23 protein-coding genes and 1 tRNA gene are annotated in these 22176 nt (G+C 63.0%); 8 read left to right on the forward strand and 16 right to left on the reverse strand.

Annotated features, from left to right (window positions below; translation table 11 throughout):
* Positions 1 to 14: 14 nt before the first annotated feature.
* Positions 15 to 431, reverse strand: a complete 417-nt coding sequence (irrA, locus tag V3C85_RS13400; protein ID WP_331795628.1) for an iron response transcriptional regulator IrrA — start codon at positions 429 to 431, stop codon at positions 15 to 17.
* Between the two features lie 161 nt (positions 432 to 592).
* Here irrA and fabA point away from each other — a divergent pair, with 161 nt between their 5' ends.
* From fabA to V3C85_RS13420, 4 genes are all read left to right on the forward strand, one after another.
* A complete protein-coding gene (gene fabA / locus V3C85_RS13405; RefSeq protein WP_331795629.1) occupies positions 593 to 1102 on the forward strand; it encodes a bifunctional 3-hydroxydecanoyl-ACP dehydratase/trans-2-decenoyl-ACP isomerase in 510 nt (169 codons plus the stop codon).
* A gap of 22 nt (positions 1103 to 1124) precedes the next feature.
* Entirely contained in the window at positions 1125 to 2354 is a 1230-nt protein-coding gene (gene fabB, locus V3C85_RS13410; protein WP_331795630.1) for a beta-ketoacyl-ACP synthase I, read from the forward strand.
* A 19-nt stretch (positions 2355 to 2373) separates the two neighbouring features.
* On the forward strand, positions 2374 to 3162 hold the full coding sequence (locus V3C85_RS13415; protein ID WP_331795631.1) for an enoyl-ACP reductase FabI: 789 nt from the start codon (positions 2374 to 2376) through the stop codon (positions 3160 to 3162).
* Between the two features lie 128 nt (positions 3163 to 3290).
* Positions 3291 to 3364, forward strand: a tRNA-Gly gene (locus V3C85_RS13420).
* Between the two features lie 5 nt (positions 3365 to 3369).
* Here the strand turns inward: V3C85_RS13420 and V3C85_RS13425 are convergent.
* From V3C85_RS13425 to ileS, 4 genes are all read right to left on the reverse strand, one after another.
* Complete coding sequence (locus tag V3C85_RS13425; protein WP_331795632.1) at positions 3370 to 4449, reverse strand: DUF475 domain-containing protein; 1080 nt, start codon at positions 4447 to 4449, stop codon at positions 3370 to 3372.
* 125 nt (positions 4450 to 4574) lie between these two features.
* Positions 4575 to 5228, reverse strand: coding sequence for an SOS response-associated peptidase (locus V3C85_RS13430; RefSeq protein WP_331795633.1), 654 nt, complete (start codon positions 5226 to 5228; stop codon positions 4575 to 4577).
* A gap of 51 nt (positions 5229 to 5279) precedes the next feature.
* Positions 5280 to 5750 (reverse strand): methylated-DNA--[protein]-cysteine S-methyltransferase, encoded by a 471-nt coding sequence (locus V3C85_RS13435; RefSeq protein ID WP_331795634.1) that lies wholly within the window; start codon positions 5748 to 5750, stop codon positions 5280 to 5282.
* Complete coding sequence (gene ileS, locus V3C85_RS13440) at positions 5747 to 8695, reverse strand: isoleucine--tRNA ligase (RefSeq protein WP_331795635.1); 2949 nt, start codon at positions 8693 to 8695, stop codon at positions 5747 to 5749. The genes V3C85_RS13435 and ileS overlap by 4 nt, the downstream gene beginning before the upstream one ends.
* A 251-nt stretch (positions 8696 to 8946) precedes the next feature.
* Between ileS and V3C85_RS13445 the strand changes: the two genes are divergently transcribed.
* The gene (locus tag V3C85_RS13445) at positions 8947 to 9324 is read left to right on the forward strand and encodes a DUF2237 family protein (protein ID WP_331795636.1); all 378 of its coding nucleotides are present in this window, start codon (positions 8947 to 8949) and stop codon (positions 9322 to 9324) included.
* Between the two features lie 74 nt (positions 9325 to 9398).
* Positions 9399 to 9797, forward strand: a complete 399-nt coding sequence (locus V3C85_RS13450) for a group III truncated hemoglobin (RefSeq protein ID WP_331795637.1) — start codon at positions 9399 to 9401, stop codon at positions 9795 to 9797.
* A gap of 117 nt (positions 9798 to 9914) precedes the next feature.
* Here V3C85_RS13450 and trpB read toward each other — a convergent pair whose 3' ends face one another.
* On the reverse strand, positions 9915 to 11147 hold the full coding sequence (gene trpB, locus V3C85_RS13455) for a tryptophan synthase subunit beta (protein WP_331795638.1): 1233 nt from the start codon (positions 11145 to 11147) through the stop codon (positions 9915 to 9917).
* A gap of 182 nt (positions 11148 to 11329) precedes the next feature.
* Between trpB and V3C85_RS13460 the strand changes: the two genes are divergently transcribed.
* On the forward strand, positions 11330 to 12124 hold the full coding sequence (locus tag V3C85_RS13460) for a DUF4394 domain-containing protein (RefSeq protein WP_331795639.1): 795 nt from the start codon (positions 11330 to 11332) through the stop codon (positions 12122 to 12124).
* 146 nt (positions 12125 to 12270) lie between these two features.
* Here V3C85_RS13460 and V3C85_RS13465 read toward each other — a convergent pair whose 3' ends face one another.
* From V3C85_RS13465 to aroA, 8 genes are all read right to left on the reverse strand, one after another.
* Positions 12271 to 12714 (reverse strand): GNAT family N-acetyltransferase, encoded by a 444-nt coding sequence (locus tag V3C85_RS13465; RefSeq protein WP_331795640.1) that lies wholly within the window; start codon positions 12712 to 12714, stop codon positions 12271 to 12273.
* Between the two features lie 9 nt (positions 12715 to 12723).
* Positions 12724 to 13392: a phosphoribosylanthranilate isomerase gene (locus V3C85_RS13470; RefSeq protein WP_331795641.1), complete on the reverse strand. Its 669-nt coding sequence runs from the start codon at positions 13390 to 13392 to the stop codon at positions 12724 to 12726.
* 2 nt (positions 13393 to 13394) lie between these two features.
* Entirely contained in the window at positions 13395 to 13754 is a 360-nt protein-coding gene (locus V3C85_RS13475; protein WP_331795642.1) for a lipopolysaccharide assembly protein LapA domain-containing protein, read from the reverse strand.
* A gap of 87 nt (positions 13755 to 13841) precedes the next feature.
* Positions 13842 to 14126: an integration host factor subunit beta gene (ihfB, locus tag V3C85_RS13480; protein WP_331796031.1), complete on the reverse strand. Its 285-nt coding sequence runs from the start codon at positions 14124 to 14126 to the stop codon at positions 13842 to 13844.
* Between the two features lie 175 nt (positions 14127 to 14301).
* A complete protein-coding gene (gene rpsA / locus V3C85_RS13485) occupies positions 14302 to 16005 on the reverse strand; it encodes a 30S ribosomal protein S1 (RefSeq protein ID WP_331796032.1) in 1704 nt (567 codons plus the stop codon).
* A gap of 206 nt (positions 16006 to 16211) precedes the next feature.
* A complete protein-coding gene (locus tag V3C85_RS13490) occupies positions 16212 to 16844 on the reverse strand; it encodes an NAD(P)H-dependent oxidoreductase (RefSeq protein ID WP_331795643.1) in 633 nt (210 codons plus the stop codon).
* Positions 16845 to 16977: 133 nt separating this feature from the next.
* Positions 16978 to 17565, reverse strand: coding sequence for a (d)CMP kinase (locus tag V3C85_RS13495; RefSeq protein WP_331795644.1), 588 nt, complete (start codon positions 17563 to 17565; stop codon positions 16978 to 16980).
* A gap of 97 nt (positions 17566 to 17662) precedes the next feature.
* A complete protein-coding gene (gene aroA / locus V3C85_RS13500; protein WP_331795645.1) occupies positions 17663 to 19009 on the reverse strand; it encodes a 3-phosphoshikimate 1-carboxyvinyltransferase in 1347 nt (448 codons plus the stop codon).
* A gap of 130 nt (positions 19010 to 19139) precedes the next feature.
* Between aroA and V3C85_RS13505 the strand changes: the two genes are divergently transcribed.
* Entirely contained in the window at positions 19140 to 20165 is a 1026-nt protein-coding gene (locus V3C85_RS13505) for an MBL fold metallo-hydrolase (protein ID WP_331795646.1), read from the forward strand.
* 6 nt (positions 20166 to 20171) lie between these two features.
* Here V3C85_RS13505 and trmB read toward each other — a convergent pair whose 3' ends face one another.
* A complete protein-coding gene (gene trmB, locus V3C85_RS13510; RefSeq protein WP_331795647.1) occupies positions 20172 to 20867 on the reverse strand; it encodes a tRNA (guanine(46)-N(7))-methyltransferase TrmB in 696 nt (231 codons plus the stop codon).
* Positions 20868 to 21002: 135 nt separating this feature from the next.
* Positions 21003 to 22169, reverse strand: a complete 1167-nt coding sequence (gene metK / locus V3C85_RS13515) for a methionine adenosyltransferase (RefSeq protein ID WP_331795648.1) — start codon at positions 22167 to 22169, stop codon at positions 21003 to 21005.
* Positions 22170 to 22176 lie beyond the last annotated feature (7 nt).

The raw sequence follows: 22176 nt of genomic DNA on the forward strand, positions 1-22176 counted from the left end.
GGCCTGCCTGCGCCCTAGTTGCGGCGCAGGCGGATCACCACATCAACCCGTGCAATCTGGGTGCCCTCGGGCGCGTCGGGCAGACCGGTGATCTGCAACTGGTCTTTCGGGGCGTCGGTCAGTTCCGAGCTGTCTTCCCAAAAGAAATGCGGATGATCATCCATGCGGGTGTCAAAATAGCTTTTCGCGCCATCCACCACCACTTCGTTCATCAACCCGGCCTCGCAAAAGGCGCGCAAGGTGTTGTAAACGGTGGCAAGGCTCACCCTCTCGCCCGATTGCATGGTCAACGCATACAGGCTTTCGGCGGTGACATGGCGATCCTGACCATCGCCCACCAGCAAAGCCGCCAGCGACAGGCGCTGCCGTGTCGGGCGCAAGCCCCCAGTGGCCAGCCAGTCGGCACCGCGTTTCATTGCCAGATCGGTCATCATATTCCCCTTCACCCCTTATATAGAGCGCACGCCCCCCCAATTTCAAATGAAAATCGGTCGCAACTGCCGTGACAAGGCCTTTGCGCCGCCCTTGCCACCCCTTCCTTGCGGGTGTTACACGGTTGGTCAGACGCCAATGCTTAAGGGAACCGCCGCTGATGGGGAAATATCCGACCAGTTTCGACAAGGACGCGCTTCTGGCCTGTGCACGGGGGGAATTGTTCGGCCCCGGCAATGCGCAACTGCCCGCCCCCCCGATGCTGATGATGGATCGCATCACCGAGATTTCCGAAGATGGCGGCGCACATGGCAAGGGCCATGTGGTGGCCGAATTCGACATCACCCCCGACCTGTGGTTCTTTGACTGCCACTTCCCCGGCAACCCGATCATGCCCGGCTGTCTTGGCCTTGACGGCCTTTGGCAACTGACCGGCTTCAACCTTGGCTGGCGCGGCTGGCAGGGGCGCGGCTATGCCTTGGGTGTCGGCGAGGTAAAGCTGACCGGCATGGTGCGCCCTGACCGCAAGATGCTGACCTACAAGGTCGATTTCACCAAGGCCCTGGCCACCCGCCGCCTGACCATGGGCGTGGCGAATGGCATCGTCGAGGCGGATGGCGAAGTGATTTATCAGGTCACCGACATGAAAGTGGCCCTCTCGGCCAATTGAGATCAAGGATAGGAGAGCGCCCATGCGTCGCGTCGTCATCACCGGCATCGGCATCGTATCGCCCATCGGCAACACTGCCGCCGAGGTAGAGGCCAGCCTGCGCGCCGGGAAATCCGGCATCGTCTTTGCCCCTGAATATGCAGAACGCGGATTCCGCAGCCAGGTGCACGGCCAGCCCAACATCGTCTTCGAAGACCACATCGACAAGCGCGACCTGCGTTTCATGGGCGATGGGGCGGCCTATAACTTCATCGCCATGCAACAGGCGGTCAAGGACTCGGGGCTGGAACCATCCGACATCTCGAACGAGCGCACGGGCATTATCGTCGGCTCCGGCGGCCCTTCGACCAAATCGTTCTTCAAGGCCCATAATATCGTGCGCGAAAGCGGCAGCCCCAAGCGGATTGGCCCCTTCGGCGTGACCAAGGGCATGTCCTCGACCACCTCGGCCTGCCTTGCGACGCCTTTCAAGATCAAGGGCGTGAACTATTCGATCACCTCGGCCTGCTCAACTTCGGCCCATTGCATCGGCAATGGCGCAGAGCTGATCCAGTTCGGCAAGCAAGACATCGTCTTTGCCGGTGGCGGAGAGGAATTGGACTGGACGCTGTCGTGCCTCTTTGACGCCATGGGCGCAATGAGCAGCAAGTATAACGACGCCCCCGAAACCGCATCCCGCACCTATGACGCCACCCGTGACGGCTTTGTCATCGCAGGCGGCGGTGGTGTTGTGGTGCTGGAGGAGTTGAACCACGCCCTGGCCCGCGGCGCCAAGATCTATGGCGAAGTCACCGGTTACGGCGCCACGTCAGATGGGCACGACATGGTCGCCCCCAGCGGCGAAGGCGGCGAGCGGTCGATGAAACTTGCGCTTTCCACCCTGCCCAAAGACCGCAAGATTGATTACATCAACAGCCACGGCACCAGCACCCCCGCCGGCGACGTGACCGAGATGGAGGCGATCCGCCGCGTCTTTGGCAAGGGCAACACGCCCCCCGTCGCCTCGACCAAATCGCTGACCGGGCACAGCCTTGGCGCCACCGGCGTGCACGAGGCGATCTATTCGCTGATCATGATGAATGCAGGCTTCATCGCCGCCTCGGCCAATGTCACAACACTAGACCCGGCGCTTGATGCATCCGAAATCGTGACCACGATGCGCGACGGCGTCGAGATCGACAGCGTTTTGTCCAACAGCTTTGGCTTTGGCGGCACCAACGCCACGCTGGTGATGAGCAAATATCGCGGCTAACCGCAGTCTGGGGACGATCATGGCCGAACTGATGAAGGGCAAGCGCGGGCTTGTCATGGGCGTGGCAAACGAACGCTCGATCGCCTGGGGCATCGCCAAGGCCCTGGCAGACGAAGGCGCCGACCTGGCCTTTTCCTATCAGGGCGAGGCCTTTGGCAAGCGCGTTGAACCGCTTGCCGCCAGCGTCGGGTCAAACCTGCTGGTCGATGTCGATGTCACCGATGATGCCAGCCTGGATGCCTGCTTTGCCAAGCTGCGCGACAACTGGGGCACGATGGATTTTCTGATCCACGCCATCGCCTTTTCCGACAAGACCGAACTGACGGGGCGGTTCATCAACACCAGCCGCGGCAACTTTGCCAATTCGCTGAACATCTCGTGCTTCAGCTTTATCGACGTCAGCCGCCGCGCCGCCGAGATGATGCCCGAGGGCGGCAGCCTGATCACTCTGACCTTCCAGGGCTCGAACAAGGTTTCCCCAAATTACAACGTGATGGGCGTCGCCAAGGCCGCACTGGAAAGCGCCACGCGTTATCTGGCCAATGACCTTGGCCCGCAAAAGGTGCGCGTCAACGCCATCTCGCCCGGCCCGATGAAAACCCTTGCCGGGGCGGCCATCGGCGGCGCACGCGCCACCTTCCGTCATACCGAAGAAAACGCCCCCCTACGCGCCAATGCCACCCTGGAGGCGATTGGCGGCACCGCGGTCTGGCTGTGTTCCGGCTATGGTGCCGCCACCACGGGCGAGGTGATCCATGTCGATGGCGGCTATCACATCCTTGGCTTTCCGCAGCCCCAGAACATGTAACCGATCCAGTGCGTCCCCAAGACGCAAGGGAAAGCCCCGCACCGGTCTTCGGGCGGGGCTTTTTCTTGCGTCGTCGCGTCAGGCCCCCGTTGACCCCGCCGCGTCGATCCGCTACCTCAGACCCTGACGCGGGCGTTGTGTAATGGTAAGACCCCTGCCTTCCAAGCAGGAGACGCGGGTTCGATTCCCGCCGCCCGCTCCACTTCCCTAGTCCAAAGCCCCAGCATTGGCCCGGTTCCAGCGGATCGACGACCACAGGCTGACACCGATCAGGGCGGCGCCGAACAGGCCGGTGATCACCTCGGGGATATGAACCAGCGTCTGCACATACATGATCACGCTCAGGATCAAGATCGCATAGAACGCCCCGTGTTCCAGAAAGCGGTATTGCGCCAGCGTGCCGCGCTCGACCAGCATGATGGTCATCGACCGCACATACATCGCGCCGATCCCCAGACCGATGGCAATGATGAACAGGTTTGACGACAGCGCAAAGGCCCCGATCACCCCATCAAAGCTGAAGCTGGCATCCAGCACTTCCAGATAGAGAAACGCCCCCAGCCCGCCCTTGGCAGCCCCGGCCAGGGCCTCTTGGCTTTTGTCCAGCACCCCGCCCAGAACCTCGACCAGCAGAAAGGTCAGCAGGCCCCAGATCGCGGCATGGAAAAACGTGGTGGCATGGGCGGCACTGTCCTGCCGCTCGATCACCTCGGAAAACACCAGCATGATCGCCAGAACAACGGCAATCTCGATCCCCTTGATCGAGGAATATTGCGTGACCTTTTCTTCCAGCCAACGCACCCAATGCACATCTTTCTCGTGGTCGAAAAAGAACGACAGCGCCACCATCATCAGGAAAGTGCCGCCAAAGGCCGCAATCGGCAGATGCGCCTCATGCATGATGCGGCTGTATTCCTCGGGCTGGCTGGCGGCCATCACCACCGCGCTCCATGGCCCGACATTGGCCGCGATCACCACGATCAGCAGCGGAAACACGATGCGCATGCCAAACACGGCTATGATGATCCCCCAGGTCAGGAACCTGTGCTGCCATTCCGGCGTCATATCCTTCAGCTTGTTGGCATTGACGATGGCATTGTCAAAAGACAGGCTGATTTCCAGCACCGCCAGAACGCTGACGATGAAAAACACCTTCATCGCCCCGGCCACGGTATGCGCGGTCGAAAACCCCAGCCACAGGCCAAGGGCCAGACCAACGGCGGTAAAGGCAAAGGCCCATGTGAAATAGGACAGCGTCGATTTCGACGCAGCAGAAGTCGGTGTCATGGGACTGCAAACTGAACGGGCGTGTTGCGGTTCAGGTGCCGACATCGCAAGACCGCCGCAAATCTTGCCAGAGGGGCCCGGTCACCCGTGCCGTCTCTATGCGCCTTTGGCCCGTGGAAATCAAGTCAGGCCGCCAGCGGCACTATCAACTCCGGCCCCTCGGCCCGGTTTGAATTCACCTTGCGGTCCACCCGGTGGCACTGCATCAGCCCGTCAGCGGCAGGCTTCATCAGAACCGCCGCGCCATGCCCGGCCTCGCCCAGCCACAGCGGCCAGTCGGGGGCCTCCAGCATCAGCGCCTCACGGTGATGCAGCCCCTGCATCCCCGGCCCGGCCTCGGTGCTGACAATGGCCACGGTGTCAACCTCGCCCCAAGGCTGCCAGATCCCCGCAAGGGCCATGGGCGCGCCATCGCGCCGCGTGAAATACCACGGCAGCTTGGCCCCATCCTCGCCCGTCTGCCATTCGTAAAACCCACTGGCCGGCACGATACAGCGCCGCGCCCGCACCGCCTCGCGAAAGGCGGGCTTTTGCGCGATCGAATCAGACCGCGCATTGATGATCAGCGGCCCGTCCGTCGGCGTCTTGTACCAGCTTGGGAGAAAGCCCCAGCGCATTGCCCGCAACCGCCGCTGCCCCACATCCGAGGTGACCACCGCCACAGATTGCGTCGGGCAGATGTTGAACCGCGGCCCCACCGGCAGATCATTTCCCGGCACGGCGTCAAACAGCGCCGCCAGCGCCTCATTCGGGTGGGTGATGGTGAAACGCCCGCACATGGGCCAAAAATGGGCCGAATGACCGGGGCTGACAAGGGGGCACCGCAAGGCTTACAGCAGCAAGGCCCCCTCAAGCCGCAACAGCGCGGCCTTTGTTTCCACGCCCCCCGGCGCGGAAAAGCCGCCAAACCAGCCAGACCCGGTGACGCGGTGACACGGAATCACGATGGGCAGCGGATTGGCCCCGCAGGCCTGCCCCACCGCCTGCGCAGGCGCACCAACCGCCTTGGCAATCTCGCCATAGCTGCGCGTCTGGCCATAGGGAATCGCCGCCATCGCCCGGCGCACATCCCGGTGCAGCCCCTGCCCCCAATCCAGCGGCAGGTCGAACACCCGCAACCGCCCGTCGAAATAGGCCCGCATCTGCGCGCCTGCCTCGGCCAAAAGGGCCGACCCGTCCCCCGGATCGGCCCCTGCCAGGGACTTGTCCCATGTCAGCTTCACCAGAACGCCCCCCGCCTCGTGCAGGGTCATCGGGCCAAACGGCCCCTCGACCACCGCCCGATGCGGGCCGTCGCTCATCCCAGGGCGTCGTTGCAGCGCGCGCAGGTCTGGGCGTGCTGATGCGTGCCCACATCGGGCAGCACCTTCCAGCAGCGGGCGCATTTGTCGCCTTCGGCTTCGGCAAAAACCACCGCCACGCCCGCCACATCAGCCAGCTTGAACGCCCCTTCAGGTGCCGCCCCCGCCGTCAGCGCCAAGCCACTGGTGATGCACAGCTCCGAGAAATCGACCGACCCCAGCGCCGCCCGCAGCGCATCATCCTCAACGTAAACTGCCGGTGCCGCCTCCAGCGACGAGCCGATCACCTTGGCCGTCCGCTGCACCTCCAGCGCACCCGTCACCGTGCGCCGCGCCGCCCGGATGCCCGCCCATTTCTTTGCCAAAGCCTCATCCCGCCAGGCGGCAGGCGTCTTTGGCATGTCATGCAGGTGGATGCTGTCGCCGTCATTGGGAAAGCGGCTCAGCCAGACATCCTCGGCGGTGAACACCATGATCGGTGCCAGCCATGTCGTCAGGCGGTGGAACAGCGCATCCATCACCGTGCGGCAGGCGCGGCGGCGCAGACTGCTGGCCGGGTCGCAATACAGCGTGTCCTTGCGGATATCAAAGTAGAAGGCCGACAGATCGCTGGTCGCAAAGGTGAACAGCTTCTGGAACACGCCCTGGAAATCATAGGCGGCATAGCCCTTGCGCACCTCGCCATCCAACTCGGCCAGGCGGTGCAGCACCCAACGCTCCAGTTCCGGCATCTCGGCGGCAGGCACGGCCTCGGCCTCGGTATAGCCCGCCAAAGCCCCCAGCATATAGCGCAGGGTGTTGCGCAGCCGGCGATAGCTGTCGGCCACGCCTTTCAGGATTTCCTTCCCGATCCGCAGGTCCACTGTATAGTCCGATTGCGCCACCCACAGCCGCAGAATATCGGCGCCGTATTCCTCGATCACCTTTTGCGGCGCAACCGTGTTGCCCAGGGATTTGGACATTTTCATGCCCTTTTCATCTAGGGTAAAGCCATGCGTCAGCACCCCGCGATAAGGCGCGCGGCCCTTGGTGCCACAGGCTTGCAACAGGCTGGAGTGGAACCAGCCGCGATGCTGGTCGGTGCCTTCCAGATACAGGTCGGCCAAGCCATCCGCCGTGCCGTCCTTGCGGTCACGCAGCACGAAGGCATGGGTGGAACCAGAGTCGAACCACACATCCAGCACGTCAAAGATCTGGTCATAATCCAACGGATCCACGATGCCCGTCAGCATCTTTTCCTTGAACCCTTGCACATACCAGACATCGGCCCCCTCGGCCTCAAAGGCCGCAACGATGCGGGCGTTCACCTGCGGGTCGCGCAGCAGGAAATCCGCATCCGTGGGTTTCGCCCCCTTTTTCACGAAACAGGTCAGCGGCACACCCCAGGCACGCTGGCGGCTCAGCACCCAATCGGGCCGCGCCTCCATCATCGACTGCAGGCGGTTGCGGCCCGAAACGGGCGTGAACTGCACCAGATCGGTGATCGACTTCAGCGCCCTCTCGCGGATCGTATCGCCATAGCTGCCCATGCCATCGTCCAGCTTGCGGTCAATCGCGGCAAACCACTGCGGCGTGTTGCGATAGATCAGCGGCGCCTTCGACCGCCACGAATGCGGGTAGCTGTGCTTCAGCTTGCCCTTGGCAAACAGTGCGCCGGAATAGGCAAGTTGCTTGATCACAGAGACATTCGCCGGGCCTTCCTTGCCCTCGGGCGTGATGATCTGCTGGCCGCCGAACAAGGGCAGATCGGCGCGATAGCTGCCATCGGCCTCGACATTATAGGTCATCGGCAGGCCGAATTTCTGGCCGATCTGATAGTCGTCATCGCCATGGCTTGGCGCGGTATGCACAAAGCCCGTGCCCGCATCATCGGTGACATGATCGCCCGGCAACATCGGCACGTCAAAATCCCACTCGCCATTGCCGCCCTCGACCCCGCGGAACGGATGGGCCAGGGTCAGGCCCGCCAGATCATTGGCCGACACATCGCACAACCGGCGGATCATCTCGGGGCCAGCAAGCTTGGCTTGCGCAAAGGTCGCCTCGGCCAGCGCATCAGCCACCAGCACACGCTGGCCGATGGTGGCGGTGCTGTCCTCGGGCCGGCCGATGATCTCATACAGGCCATAGCTGATCCCGGGGCCAAAGCTCACCGCCCGGTTTTGCGGGATGGTCCAGGGCGTGGTGGTCCAGATCACCACATCCGTCTTCATCTTGGTGAAAATACTCCCGCCGGAGGCGTCCGACGCCACCACCGGGAACCGCACCCAGATCATATGGCTGGTCACGTCATGATATTCCACCTCGGCCTCGGCCAGGGCGGTCTTTTCCACCGGTGACCACATCACGGGCTTTGACCCCTGATACAGGCTGCCGTTCATCAGAAACTTCATGAACTCCTCGGCGATCACCGCCTCGGCATGGAAATCCATCGTCAGATAGGGCTTGTCCCAGGTGCCGGTCACGCCAAGGCGCTTGAATTCCTCACGCTGAACATCAATCCAGCCTTCGGCAAACTTGCGGCATTCCTGACGAAAGGCGACAATATCCACGTCATCCTTGTTCAGCCCCTTGGCGCGGTATTGCTCCTCGATCTTCCATTCGATCGGCAGGCCGTGGCAATCCCAGCCGGGCACATAGCGGGCGTCAAAGCCCATCATCTGCTGGCTGCGCACCACCATGTCCTTCAGCACCTTGTTCAGCGCATGGCCGATGTGCAGATGACCGTTGGCATAGGGGGGGCCGTCATGCAGCGTAAACGGCTTGCGCCCCGTTTTCTCGCGCAGGCGGTCATAGACGCCAATCCGCTCCCAACGGGCCAGCCATTCCGGCTCACGCTGCGGCAGGCCCGCGCGCATCGGGAAATCGGTTTCGGGCAGAAAAACAGTGTCGCGGTAATCGGCTGCGGTTTCGGGGCCAGCGGTCTCGGTCGTCTCGGCGCACATGGCGGAATTCCTATGAACAGGGTCAGATGGATGCGGGCGGCCGCCTGGCCAGTGCCCCGCGCGTGAAAATTGCCCCGGACGCTCTGACAACGGTCAGAACGCCGGGCGGCTAATTCGCGCTATGATCAGGATCATCCACATCGCCCGCCTTATATTGCGCGCGCTTTGGGGTGTAAACTGTGGCAAAGCCGCTTTGGCACATGGAAAACTCTGCGCTTTGCCCTAATCTTGCCCCAGACAAGGAGAGACAGATGAAAGAGCCATCCATCAACGTGCTGGGCAGTGATTTGCAGCCCTGCTCGACCCAGCCGATGACGGGGTTTTTCCGCAACGGCTGTTGCGATACCGGGCCGATGGATCAGGGCCTGCACACCGTCTGCGCCGTGATGACGGCCGAGTTTCTGGCGCTGTCGAAATATCTGGGCAATGACCTGTCCACCCCCCGCCCCGAATACGGCTTTGCCGGGCTGAAACCGGGTGATCAGTGGTGCCTTTGCGCAGGCAGGTTCCTGCAAGCGCATGAGGAAGGCGCCGCCCCGCAGGTGCGGCTGAAATCGACCCATGCCAAAGCGCTGCAAATCGTCCCCGCCGAGGTGCTGCGGCTTTACGCCATCGACACCGCCGACTAGCCCGCCGCGCCACCGGGGGGCTGCGGCAGCACGCCCCCTTGCCCTGCCCCGGCGCCAGGCAGACAGTCGCGGTCATGATACCGCCGCGCTTTGACATCACCCCCGCCCAGATCGACGCCGTCGTGACCGAATTCTATGCCTGCGTGCGCCTGCACCCCGGCCTTGGCCCGGTCTTTGCCGCCCATGTTGCCGACTGGCCAACGCATGAGGAAAAGATCAGCCGCTTCTGGCGCAATGCGATCTTGTTTGAACGCGCCTATGACGGCAACCCGATGGCTGTGCATCTGGCCGCAGGCGATGTGCGCGCGCCGATGTTCGATGTCTGGCTGGGCCTGTTCGATTCGGTCCTGCGCCGCACCCTGCCCGAAGCCACCGCCGCCGCATGGTCGGCCCTTGCCCACCGGATCGGGCGCGGCATGCGCATGGGTGTGCAAGACCGCGACCAACCCGCCGGGGCACCCAAGCTGTTCTGACCCGACGCCAAGGAAAAAGCCCCCGCCGCCACTGCGACAGGGGCTATGACTGGGGCTATCACTCGGGCCATCATTGGGGCGGTCACCGGTGCCCGCACCCACAGACGCGCGGCGCGTCTATACCTTCATGTCAAAGCCCAAGTGCTTGGCGACGGTGAAGATATCCTTGTCGCCACGGCCACACATATTCATCACGATGATATGGTCACTGGGCAGCGTTGGCGCGATCTTCATCACATGGGCCAGCGCATGGCTCGGCTCCAGCGCCGGGATGATGCCCTCCAGCGCGCAAGACAGCTGGAACGCCTCCAGCGCCTCGGCATCGGTGATGCTGACATATTTCGCCCGCCCCGTATCATGCAGCCAGGCATGTTCCGGCCCGATGCCGGGGTAATCAAGGCCCGCGCTGATCGAAAAGCCTTCCAGAATCTGGCCATCGTCATCTTGCAACAGATAGGTGCGGTTGCCATGCAGCACGCCCGGGCGCCCGCCGGTCAGGCTGGCGCAATGCTGCATCCGGTCATCCACGCCCTTGCCGCCCGCCTCGACCCCGATGATGTTCACCGAAGGATCGTCCAGGAAGGGGTAGAACAGCCCCATCGCATTCGATCCGCCCCCGATGGCCGCGATCACCGTATCGGGCAAGCGGCCCTCGCCCTCTTGCTCGGCCAGTTGCCAGCGCACTTCCTTGCCGATGATGCTTTGGAAATCGCGCACCATCGCCGGATAGGGCGCAGGCCCCGCCACCGTGCCGATGCAATAGAACGTGTCGCGCACATTGGTCACCCAGTCGCGCAGCGCATCGTTCATCGCATCCTTCAGCGTGCCCCGGCCCGAGGTCACCGGCACCACCTCGGCCCCCAGCAGACGCATGCGGAACACGTTGGGCGCCTGCCGTTCCACATCATGCGCGCCCATATAGACCACGCATTTCAGACCGAACTTGGCACAAACCGTGGCCGTCGCCACCCCATGCTGGCCCGCCCCGGTTTCGGCGATGATCCGGGTCTTGCCCATGCGCCGCGCCAGAATGATTTGGCCCAACACATTGTTGATCTTGTGTGCGCCGGTGTGGTTCAACTCGTCGCGCTTCATATAGATCTTCGCGCCACCCAGATGGGTGGTCAGCCGCTCTGCATAATACAGCGGGCTGGGGCGGCCCACATAATGCTTCCACAGATCATCCATCTCGGCCCAGAAACTGGGGTCGGTCTTGGCGAATTCGTAACGCTCTTCCAGTTCAAGGATCAGCGGCATCAGCGTTTCCGAAACAAAACGCCCGCCAAAAATGCCAAAGCGTCCGGCCTCATCCGGCCCGGTCATAAAGCTGTTGATTCCGTCTTCGGCCATCGCCCGTCTCCCACACTGTTGCGCCTTACCTAGCGCGCCCATGGCACTGGGTAAAGCCGCCCCGCCGCATTGCGATAACGCTTTCGTGACCGGGGCCGCTGAAACTTGGCCCCGCCGTCGCATCGTAGCTGCCCTGCACCGGCCGATCCCGGCCAAACCGACACAAGAAACCGGAGTGACCCATGACCCGCATCGCAGCCCTTCTGCTGGCCACCACCGCAACCACCACCGCACTCATCGCCGCCCCCACCCATGCCGAAACCGCCATCGGCCTGACGGGCGAGCGCACCTTGGTGATGATCGACACCACCACCGCCACCGTCACCGGCAGCGTCGAGGTGCAGGGCGTTGACCGCCTGCTGGGCATCGACTACCGCCCCGCCACCATGGCGGTGATCGGTGTGACCGCAGATCAGGCCATTGTCGTGATCGACCCGATGACCGGCACCACCACCGCCCTGTCAGACATGGCGGTAAAACTGGACATCGCCACAGATGCCCCGGTGATCGTCGATGTGAACCCGGCCGCCGACCGGCTGCGCTTCATGTCGGGGCTGACCAATCACCGCATCAACATGGATACGGGCGATGTCACGGTTGACGGCGCGCTGAACTGGGAACCGGGCGATGCCAATGCCGCCACCCCCCCGATGGTCGCCGCCACCGGCTATACCAACAGCTATGGCACGCCGGAAAAGACCCAGATGTTCAACATCGACAGCGGCTTGTCGGCCCTGCTTCAGCAAACCGCCCCGAATGACGGCACCAACAAGACCATCGGAACGCTTGGCGTCACGCTGCAAGGCCCGGTCGCGCTGGATGTGGCCACCGATGCGGCAGGCACCAACACGGTCTGGCTGGCGGCCAATGGCGGGTTGCACACCGTCGATCTGGCCAGCGGGGCCGTCACGCAAAGCTGGGCGATCACGGGCACCGACATGCCCCTGCGCGACCTGACGGTTCTGCCTGCACAGTAACGGGGCATCACCTGCCGCGGCCAGCCCCGGCTGGCAGCGGCGCCAAGGGGGCTGTCGGCCCCCTCGGCCTGTTTCGGGCCTTGCCCCCAAGGATATTTTGCGTGTGAAAGGCCATGGGTCAGAAAGCCACAGGGCGGCGGGCAGGATCAGTCGAGCATCTTCTTGTAGCCCAGATGGCTGGGCGCATAGCCCAGACGATCATAAAAGGCATGGGCGCGCAGGCGGCTTTTGTCAGTGGTCAACTGTACCATCCTTGCGCCCGCCGCCCGTGCGCGGGCCTCGGCCTCGGCCATCAGCGCGGCCCCGATGCCCTGGCCGCGCAGATCCGGCACGGTGCGCACCGCCTCGACCAAGGCGCGGGTCATGCCCTGACGCGACAGGCCGTCAAGAATGGTCAATTGGCAGGTGGCGACCACCCTGCCCCCGGTTTCTGCGACGATGATCTGATGCATGGGCTGGGCGGCGATCCGATCAAAGGCCGCCAGATAGGGGGCCAGATCGGCGCTTTCACGGCCCTGTCCCAAAGGGTCATCTGCCAGCATGGCAACAAGGGCAGGCAGATCGGCGCGGGTGGCGGTGCGAAAGAGCATGCCGGACACCTAGCGCAGGATCGGCACGGCGCTTTCCGCGCGTCGGGTGGCCTGAACAAAGGCGGCAATCCGCCCCGCATCCTTGACACCCGGCGCAGATTCCACACCGGACGAGACATCAACCTGCCGGGCATTGGTCAGGCGGATCGCCTCGGCCACAGTCTCGGGGGTCAGCCCACCTGCCAGCATCCACGGCCGCAGCCAACGCCGTTGCGCCACCAGCCGCCAGTCAAACGACAGGCCATTGCCCCCCGGCAAATCGGCCCCCTTGGGCGGCTTGGCATCGACCAAAATCTGATCGGCCACCAGCGAATAGTCGAAAACCGCCGCCAGATCGCCCTCATCCGCCACACCCACCGCCTTCATCACCGGCAGGCCATAGCGGGCGCGCACTTCGGCCACGCGGTCAGGGCTTTCGTGCCCATGCAGTTGCAACATATCCAGCGGCACCTGATCGACGATGGCATCCAGCGTCGCATCATCGGCATCAACCACCAGCGCCACCTTGGCCAAGCCCACGGGGGCCGCATGGGCCAGCGCGCGCGCCTGTGGCAAGGTCACATTGCGCGGGCTTTTGGGGAAAAAGACGAAACCGGCATAAGCCGCCCCCGCCGATGCCACAGCCGCAACATCGGCCAGCGTGCGCAGCCCGCAAATCTTGACGCGAATGTCTGCCATTCTTAGCTGGCCTTGCGCTTGTCCAGCAGGGCCAGAACATCATCTGACTGGTCGGGCTTGGTGTCCCGCATCACCGCCAGTTCCCGCTCCAGCCGCGCAACCTCTTTGGTGCGGGTCGCCGCAGTGGCGCGGTGCTTGTGCTCGCGGAACCATTCCCAGACAAAACCGATCAGAATGCCCGCAATGATGCCGCCAAAGATAACGGCATAGAGCGGCACGGTGAGGCGCCATTCCACCCCGGCAAAGGCGGCCAGATTGGCGGGCAACACCTCCAGCGTCACGGCATCGCGGTTGGCCAGCGCAATGGTCACCAGAACAATCGCCAGCACAGCCAAAAGCAGATAACGCAGCATGCGGATCATGGAACAACCTTTCCTTGCCAGTCCCAAAGGACAGTCCAGACCCCGACTATCGGACGGGAGGGCGGCAGGTGCAAGGGTGAAGCGGGCTTAACCCTTGCCGTTCAGCCGGTCGCGCAAAAGTTTGCCCGTCTTGAAGAAGGGCACTTTCTTGTCCTCAACCTGCACCGCTTCACCGGTGCGGGGGTTGCGGCCCACGCGCGCATCCCGCGACTTGACCGAAAAGGCGCCAAAGCCGCGCAATTCCACCCGGTCCCCGCTGGCCAAGGCCTCGATGATCTCTTCAAAGACCGTGTTCACGATCCGCTCGACATGCCGTTGTGTCAGATGCGGATTTTCATCTGCAATTTTCTGGATCAGTTCCGACCGGATCATCCGCAGTGTCCCCCCTGTGGTCAGCCCGCCCTGCGCGGTCGCCACGCTGTTCTTATTCAGAGACTATAGGCAAAAACAATCGCTTCACACAAACGAAAAGGCGCACAGGCCCCGAGCCAAGCAAAAAGGCCCCGTCCGAAGACGGGGCCTTTTCTATCCAAAAGGACAGGTTTTATCAGTTCCGGTCGCCCTTCAGCGCCGCGCCAAGGATATCCCCCAGTGATGCACCCGAATCGGACGAGCCATACTGTTCCACGGCTTCTTTCTCTTCAGCGATCTCGCGCGCCTTGATCGACAGGCCCAGACGGCGGGTCTTCGGATCGATGTTGGTCACGCGCACGTCAACCTTGTCACCAACCGAGAACCGCTCGGGGCGCTGGTCGCCACGGTCACGGCTCAGGTCCGAACGACGGATGAACGACTTGGCACCGTTGTATTCCACTTCGATGCCGCCATCTTCGATCGCGGTCACTTCCACGGTCACAATCGACCCACGCTTCACGCCGTCAACGGCATCGGTAAAGGTGTCGTCGCCCAGGGCCTTGATCGACAGCGAGATACGCTCTTTCTCGACGTCAACTTCCGACACGCTGGCCTTGACCACATCGCCCTTGCGGTAGTTCGCAATGGCATCTTCGCCACGCTGGTCCCACGACAGGTCCGACAGGTGAACCATGCCGTCGATGTCGTTTTCCAGACCCACGAACAGACCGAATTCGGTGATGTTCTTGACTTCGCCCTCGATGGTCGAGCCAACGGGGTGGGTCTCGGCGAACACTTCCCACGGGTTGCGCATGGTCTGCTTCAGGCCCAGCGACACGCGACGCTTGGCGCTGTCGATTTCCAGAACCATGACATCGACTTCCTGGCTGGTCGAAACGATCTTGCCGGGGTGGACGTTTTTCTTGGTCCAGGACATTTCCGAAACGTGCACCAGACCTTCGACCCCGGCTTCCAGCTCTACAAAGGCGCCGTAATCGGTGATGTTGGTCACGCGGCCCTTGTGAACCGAACCCAGCGGATAGGCCTTTTCAACCACATCCCACGGATCGTCCTGCAGCTGCTTCATGCCCAGGCTGATGCGGTGGGTGTCTTTGTTGATCTTGATGACCTGAACCTTGACGGTCTCGCCAATCGCCAGAATTTCCGACGGGTGGTTCACACGGCGCCATGCCATGTCGGTGACGTGCAGCAGGCCGTCGACGCCGCCCAGATCAACGAACGCACCATATTCGGTGATGTTCTTGACCACGCCATCCACGGTCTGACCTTCGGTCAGGTTGCCGATGACTTCGGCGCGCTGTTCGGCGCGGCTTTCTTCCAGAATCGCGCGGCGCGACACAACGATGTTGCCACGGCGACGGTCCATTTTCAGGATCTGGAAGGGCTGCTTCATCCCCATCAGCGGGCCAGCGTCACGCACCGGGCGGACATCAACCTGGCTGCCGGGAAGGAAGGCAACAGCGCCGCCCAGATCAACCGTAAAGCCACCTTTGACACGGCCAAAGATCGCGCCATCGACGCGCTGTTCCGAGGCATAGGCTTTTTCCAGACGGTCCCACGCTTCTTCGCGGCGGGCTTTGTCACGGCTGATGACAGCTTCGCCACGGGCGTTCTCGACGCGGTCCAGATAGACCTCGACTTCGTCGCCAACTTCGATCGAAGGCGCTTCGCCGGGGTTTGCAAATTCTTTCAGATCAACGCGGCCTTCCATTTTATAGCCGACGTCGATGATGGCCTGGCCCGCTTCGATCGCGATGACACGGCCTTTGACAACAGAACCCTCTTCGGGGGTGTCAATCTCAAAGCTCTCTTTCAAGAGGGCTTCGAATTCGTCCATAGATGCTTTAGCGCACATGCAGTTATCGTCCTTTTTCAGTGTTTTCTGGCCTTGCGGTTGGCTCCGCCGGTCTTTGGTGGCCCTGATCCCGGTCAATGACCAAAAACGACTCAGCCCGGAAAACCGGCCAAGATCGCGCGCGTCAGGATGGGGGGCCTATAGACCCATTCCACCCCGCTGGCAAGCAAAAGGGGCCCACCCCAGCGGCAGGCCCCCAATAAATGCTGGTCATTCCGCCACAGGCGTCAGGCGACCTGCTTGACCAGCTCGTCCAACGGCTTGCGCACCTTTTTCATGCCGGCCAGCCAGTCGCCCTCGGCGGCGCGATAGCCCAGGGGCAACAGCGTGACAGACCGCAGGCCGCGCGCGCGCAGGCCCAGAATCTCATCCACCTTGGCCGGATCAAAGCCTTCCATCGGGGTGGCATCCACCTCTTCAAAGGCGGCGGCAGTCACGCCAATGCCAAAGGCGATATAGGCCTGACGCGCCGCATGTTCGAAATTCTCATCGGCACTGCGCGGCAGATACATGCCCTTCAGACGGTCGTAATAGGCGCTCAGGGTTTCGGATTTGCCGCGCTGACGCTCGGTCTCGGCCACCACGGCGTCAATCCGCTCGGCGGTGTAATTGTCCCATGCGGCAAAGACCAGAACATGGCTGCCATCGGTGATCTGCGCCTGATCATAGCCGGCGGCCCGCAGCTTGGCCTTGACCTCGGGGTTGGTCACCACGATCACTTCAAACGGTTGCAACCCGCTGGATGTGGGGGCAAGGCTGATGGCCTCCAGAATACGGTCCAGCTTGTCCTGCGGCACCGATTTCGACGGGTCCATCTTCTTGGTGGCATAGCGCCAGTTCAGCTTATCGTGCAAAATCATGATCTTCGGCCTTCCTCGGCCCCGGTTTTGGGGCGGTTTCTCTTGGCCAGACAGATAAGCCCTTTGCCCCAAAGCACAAGGCAACCAGATGCAGAGGCGTTGTGCATTCCTGCGCAGGCCTTGGCGCTTGCGCTTAGCCCGCCAGCGCCTTGGCCACGGCGGCCAGGGCCTGTTCGGTCGCCTCGGCAATGGTCAGATCGCTGGTATCAAGAAGCAGCGCATCGGCGGCAGCGCACATCGGCGCATCGGCCCGGCCTGCATCTCGCGCGTCGCGTTCCTTGACCGCGGCCAGCACCTTGGCCTGATCGCCCCCCAGTTCCAGCCAGCGGCGGTGCGCCCGCACCTCGGGGCTGGCCGTCACAAACAGCTTCACCTCGGCCTCGGGGCAGATCACCGTGCCGATGTCGCGCCCATCCAGCACCGCGCCGCCTTCGCGTCGGGCAAACCGGCGCTGAAAGTCCAGCAGGGCGGCCCGCACCTCGGGGATCACCGCCACCCGGCTGGCCGCCTGCCCGGCCTCAAGGCTGCGCAGATCGTCGCGCGCCAGATCCTCGGCCGTCAGGGTCTGGGCCGCGGTCACAGGATCGCCGCCCTTGACCGCCACGGCGCGGTATAGCGCCCCGGTGTCCAGATGCGCCAACCCGAACCGCGCGGCCACGGCCCGGCTGATCGTGCCCTTGCCCGCAGCGGCGGGGCCATCAATGGCGACGGTAAAGATCATGCGTGCTCGGCCTTTCGTTAAGAATGGGTAAAATTAGCTGGCTAAGACCTTGATTTTTATGAGTCGATAAGTTGTCTCTGGCAGAGACAGCCGTGCCTTAGCCCCGACGGATCGCCGCCCCCAGACCATTCATCAATCCTTCAAAAATGGGGAAAGAGGTGACAATCGGGCTGCCATCATCCACCGCAATCTCGGTTTTCGAGGCCATGCCAGCAATCAGGAAAGACATCGCGATCCGATGATCCAGATGGGTCTGACAGGTCGCCCCCCCCGGCATCCCCCCCGGCCCCATCCCGTGCACGATCAGCGTGTCCTCGTCTTCCTCGATCTTCACGCCACAAGCCTCCAGCCCCCGCGCCATCGCGTCGATCCGGTCGCTCTCCTTGACCCGCAGTTCCTTGACCCCCCGCATCACCGTCTTGCCCGTCGCAAAGGCCGCGACCACCGACAGGATCGGGTATTCATCAATCATGCTCGGCGCCCTCTCCTCGGGCACCTCGATCCCCTGCATCGCATCCGAAAAGCGCACCCGCAGATCCGCCACCGGCTCGCCGCCCTCTTCACGCGGGTTCAGGAAGTCGATCTTCGCGCCCATCTCGACCAGCGTGATATAAAGCCCATTCCGCGTCAGGTTCTGGCTGACCCCCGGCACGGTGATATCAGACCCCTCGACAATCAGCGCCGCACAGGTCGGAAAGGCCGCCGAGGACGGATCGCGCGGAACAGCCACCGTCTGCGGCCGCAACTCGGGCCGCCCTTGCAGGGTGATGACATGGCCTTCACTGGTCTTTTCGACGTTCAGCGTGGCCCCAAAGCCCACCAGCATCCGTTCCGAATGGTCGCGCGTGGGTTCGCGTTCAATCACCACCGTTTCACCCGGCGCATTCAAACCTGCCAGCAGCACCGCCGATTTCACCTGCGCACTGGCCACCGGCAGCGCATAGCGGACCGGCACCGGATGGGCCGCCCCCACCACCGTCATCGGCAACCGCCCCCCCTTGCGCCCATAGGCCTGCGTGCCGAACAGCGACAGCGGATCGGTCACCCGCCCCATCGGCCGCTTGCGCAACGATGCGTCGCCGGTAAAGGTGGCCGTGATCGGCGAGGTTGCCATCGTGCCCATGATCAGCCGCACCCCGGTGCCCGAGTTGCCGCAATCTATCACATCGGCCGGTTCGGAAAAGCCACCGACACCCACCCCATGCACCGACCACGCCCCCGGCCCATGTTGGGTGACAGTCGCGCCAAAGGCCCGCATGGCCGCGGCGGTATCCAGCACATCCTGCCCTTCCAGCAATCCGCTGATCCGGGTTTCCCCCACCGCCATCGCGCCAAAGATCAGCGCCCGGTGCGAGATCGACTTGTCGCCCGGAACCGCAGCATCACCCTTCAGGGGGCCGCATTTCGCGGAAATCATCGGTTGTGCTTCGCCATGGCCTGACATTGGGATCTCCCGCAAGTGAATGGATGCCTGATAGCGCAAGCAAAGCCACGGGTCCATGGGGGGTTGAAGCCTGCGGCGCGCGGGTCATATTCTTTGGATGAACCGACGCAGCCTTATCAAGGGAACCGCTTTGCTGGCTGCCACCGCAGCCATTGGCGGCACGGCCATGACCCCACGCAAGAACCGCTATTACGCCGGGCCTGTCAGCGACCATTTCGACGGCACCCGCTTTTTCAATCCCGGCGGGCAACCGCCACGGGGCGGGCTTGATCTGCTGAAATGGAAGCTGAACGGGCAAAAGCAGGTTTGGCCTGAGGCCGTGCCTTTGCCCGCCAAGGCACAGCCCGCAACCGCGCATGATGACCTGCGGATCACCATGGTGGGCCATGCCACGATGCTGATCCAGACGGCGGGGCTGAACATCCTGACCGATCCGGTCTGGTCAGATCGCGCCAGCCCGCTGGCCTTTGCAGGGCCAAAGCGGGTGACAGAACCGGGCATCGCCTTTGCCGATCTGCCCAAGGTCGACCTGATCCTGCTAAGCCACAATCACTATGACCATCTGGATCTGGTCACGTTGAAATCGCTGAACCAGGGCCATGCGCCGCAGATCATCACGCCTTTGGGAAATGATGCGATCCTGCGCCCCGATCTGCCAGAGGCGCGGATCGAGACCCGCGACTGGGATGAGGCCGCGCCATTTGGCCCGGTGACCGTGCATGTCGAGCCCTGCCATCACTGGTCGGCGCGCGGTGTGGCCGACCGCTCGATGGCCCTGTGGGCGGCCTTTGTGATCGAAGGACCAGCGGGCAAGATCCTGCATATCGGGGATACGGGCTTTGATGAAGGCAGGCCCTATCGCCGGGTGCGCGACAAGCATGGGCCGATGGATCTGGCGATCTTGCCAATCGGTGCCTATGAGCCGCGCTGGTTCATGCGCGCCCAGCATCAGAACCCGGAAGAAGCCGTCAAAGGCATGCAGATCTGCGGGGCGCGCCATGCGGTCGGCCATCATTGGGGCACGTTCCAACTGACCGATGAAGCGCGGGACGACCCGCCCAAGGCGCTGACGGCGGCGCTGATGGCGCAAGACCTGCGGGCCGAAAGGTTTCAGCCGCTGGCCCCTGCACAGGTTTGGACACGGCCCGTGGCGTAACGGGGGTCAGATCCGGCGAAAGGTCAGGTAGTGCGGCGCGCGCCCCTCTCGCAGGGCCTTTTGTTCATAGCGGGTTGGCAGCCAATCCTCCCAAGCGTCGCCCTTCCCCGTCTGCGCCACCAGCGTGAACCCTGCGGGCGGCACTTCCTCCAGCGTTTGGCGGACGTAATCGGGAATATCGGTGGCCACCCGAAACTCGGCGCCCGGCTTTAACACGCGCGCCAGTTCCAGCAGATAGCCGGGGGTGACAAAGCGACGGCGGTGGTGGCGGGCCTTGGGCCAAGGGTCGGGATAGTTCAGAAACGCCTTGTCAAGGCAGGCATCGGGCAGCACGTCGAACAGATCGCGCACATCGCCGGGATGAATGGTCAGGTTCTGCACCCCGGCCTGACGGATTTTCCCCAGCAGCATCGCAATGCCATTGACGAAAGGTTCGCATCCGATCAGGCCGATATCTGGATAGCGCGCGGCCATATGCACCAGATGCTCGCCCCCGCCAAAACCAACCTCCAGCCAGATGGGGCGCGGGCTGGCAAAGATCGCCGCCGGGTGCAATACTGTGCGGGTCGGGTTTTCTTCTTGCGTGACCTGTTTCAGGCGCAAGGCCTCAAGATCATTGGCAAGGTAATCTTTCTGGCTGGCGCGCAGCGTCTTGCCATGCACCCGTCCATAGAAATTGCGGCGTTGTTCCGGTTCGGCCATCTGTCGCCCTCCTGATCCGGGGCGTCTTGTCAGCACAGCCACGCGGGGTCAAGCCACGACTGCCAATGGTCCGCAATCAGCGGCCCAAAATGGCGGGGTGGACCGCGCCCTTGACCCCAAGGGCGCGGCCGTGTGTCAGACGGCTTTCTTCAAAGCGTCGATCAGATCGACCTGTTCCCAGCTGAACCCGCCATCTGCCTCGGGGGCGCGGCCAAAATGGCCATAAGCCGCGGTGCGGGCATAGATCGGGCGGTTCAGGTTCAGATGGGTGCGAATGCCACGCGGCGTCAGATCCATGCAGGCCGCAACCGCCTGTTCGATGCGTGCATCCGGCACCTGACCAGTGCCATGGGTATCGACATAGATCGACAGGGGCTTGGCCACGCCGATGGCATAGGACACCTGCAAGGTGCAGCGGTCTGCCAGACCCGAGGCCACAACGTTCTTGGCCAGATAGCGCGCGGCATAGGCGGCCGAACGGTCAACCTTGGTCGGATCCTTGCCCGAGAAAGCCCCACCACCATGCGGGGCCGCACCGCCATAGGTATCGACGATGATCTTGCGCCCGGTCAGACCCGCATCCCCATCGGGGCCGCCGATCACAAAAGTGCCGGTCGGGTTCACCCACCATTCGGTCTTTTCGGTGATCCAGCCCGAGGGCAGGATTTCGCGGATATAGGGTTCGACGATCGCGCGGATGTCATCCGATGTCTGCGCGGCATCGGCATGCTGGGTTGACAGCACGATCGAGGTGACTTCCACCGGCTTGCCATCTTCATAGCGCAGCGACAGCTGTGATTTGGCATCGGGGCGCAGGGTCGGCTCTTGCCCGGATTTGCGCACCTCGGCCAGACGGCGCAGGATGGCATGGGAATACAGGATCGGTGCCGGCATCAACTCGGCCGTTTCGCGGCAGGCATAGCCGAACATGATGCCCTGATCACCCGCGCCATCGCGGTCAACGCCTTGGGCGATATGGGCCGATTGCGGGTGCAGGAAGTTCGAGACCTCAAGGGTGTTCCAGTGGAACTCGTCCTGTTCATACCCGATGTCGCGCACGCAATCGCGCACGATCTGGTCAACCCGATCCATCATTCGGCCCAGATTGGCCTTGTCGGCAAGGCCGACTTCGCCCCCGACAACCACACGGTTGGTGGTGGCAAAGGTTTCGCAGGCAACGCGGGCGTTCGGCTCTTCGGTCAAAAAGGCATCGAGGATGGCGTCGGACACGCGGTCACAGACCTTGTCCGGGTGCCCCTCGGAAACGGATTCCGAGGTAAAAACATAATTCTTGCGCGACATTGGGAAG

Origin of the sequence: Pseudotabrizicola sp. L79, from assembly GCF_036553525.1 — a bacterium.
Lineage (GTDB): Bacteria > Pseudomonadota > Alphaproteobacteria > Rhodobacterales > Rhodobacteraceae > Pseudotabrizicola.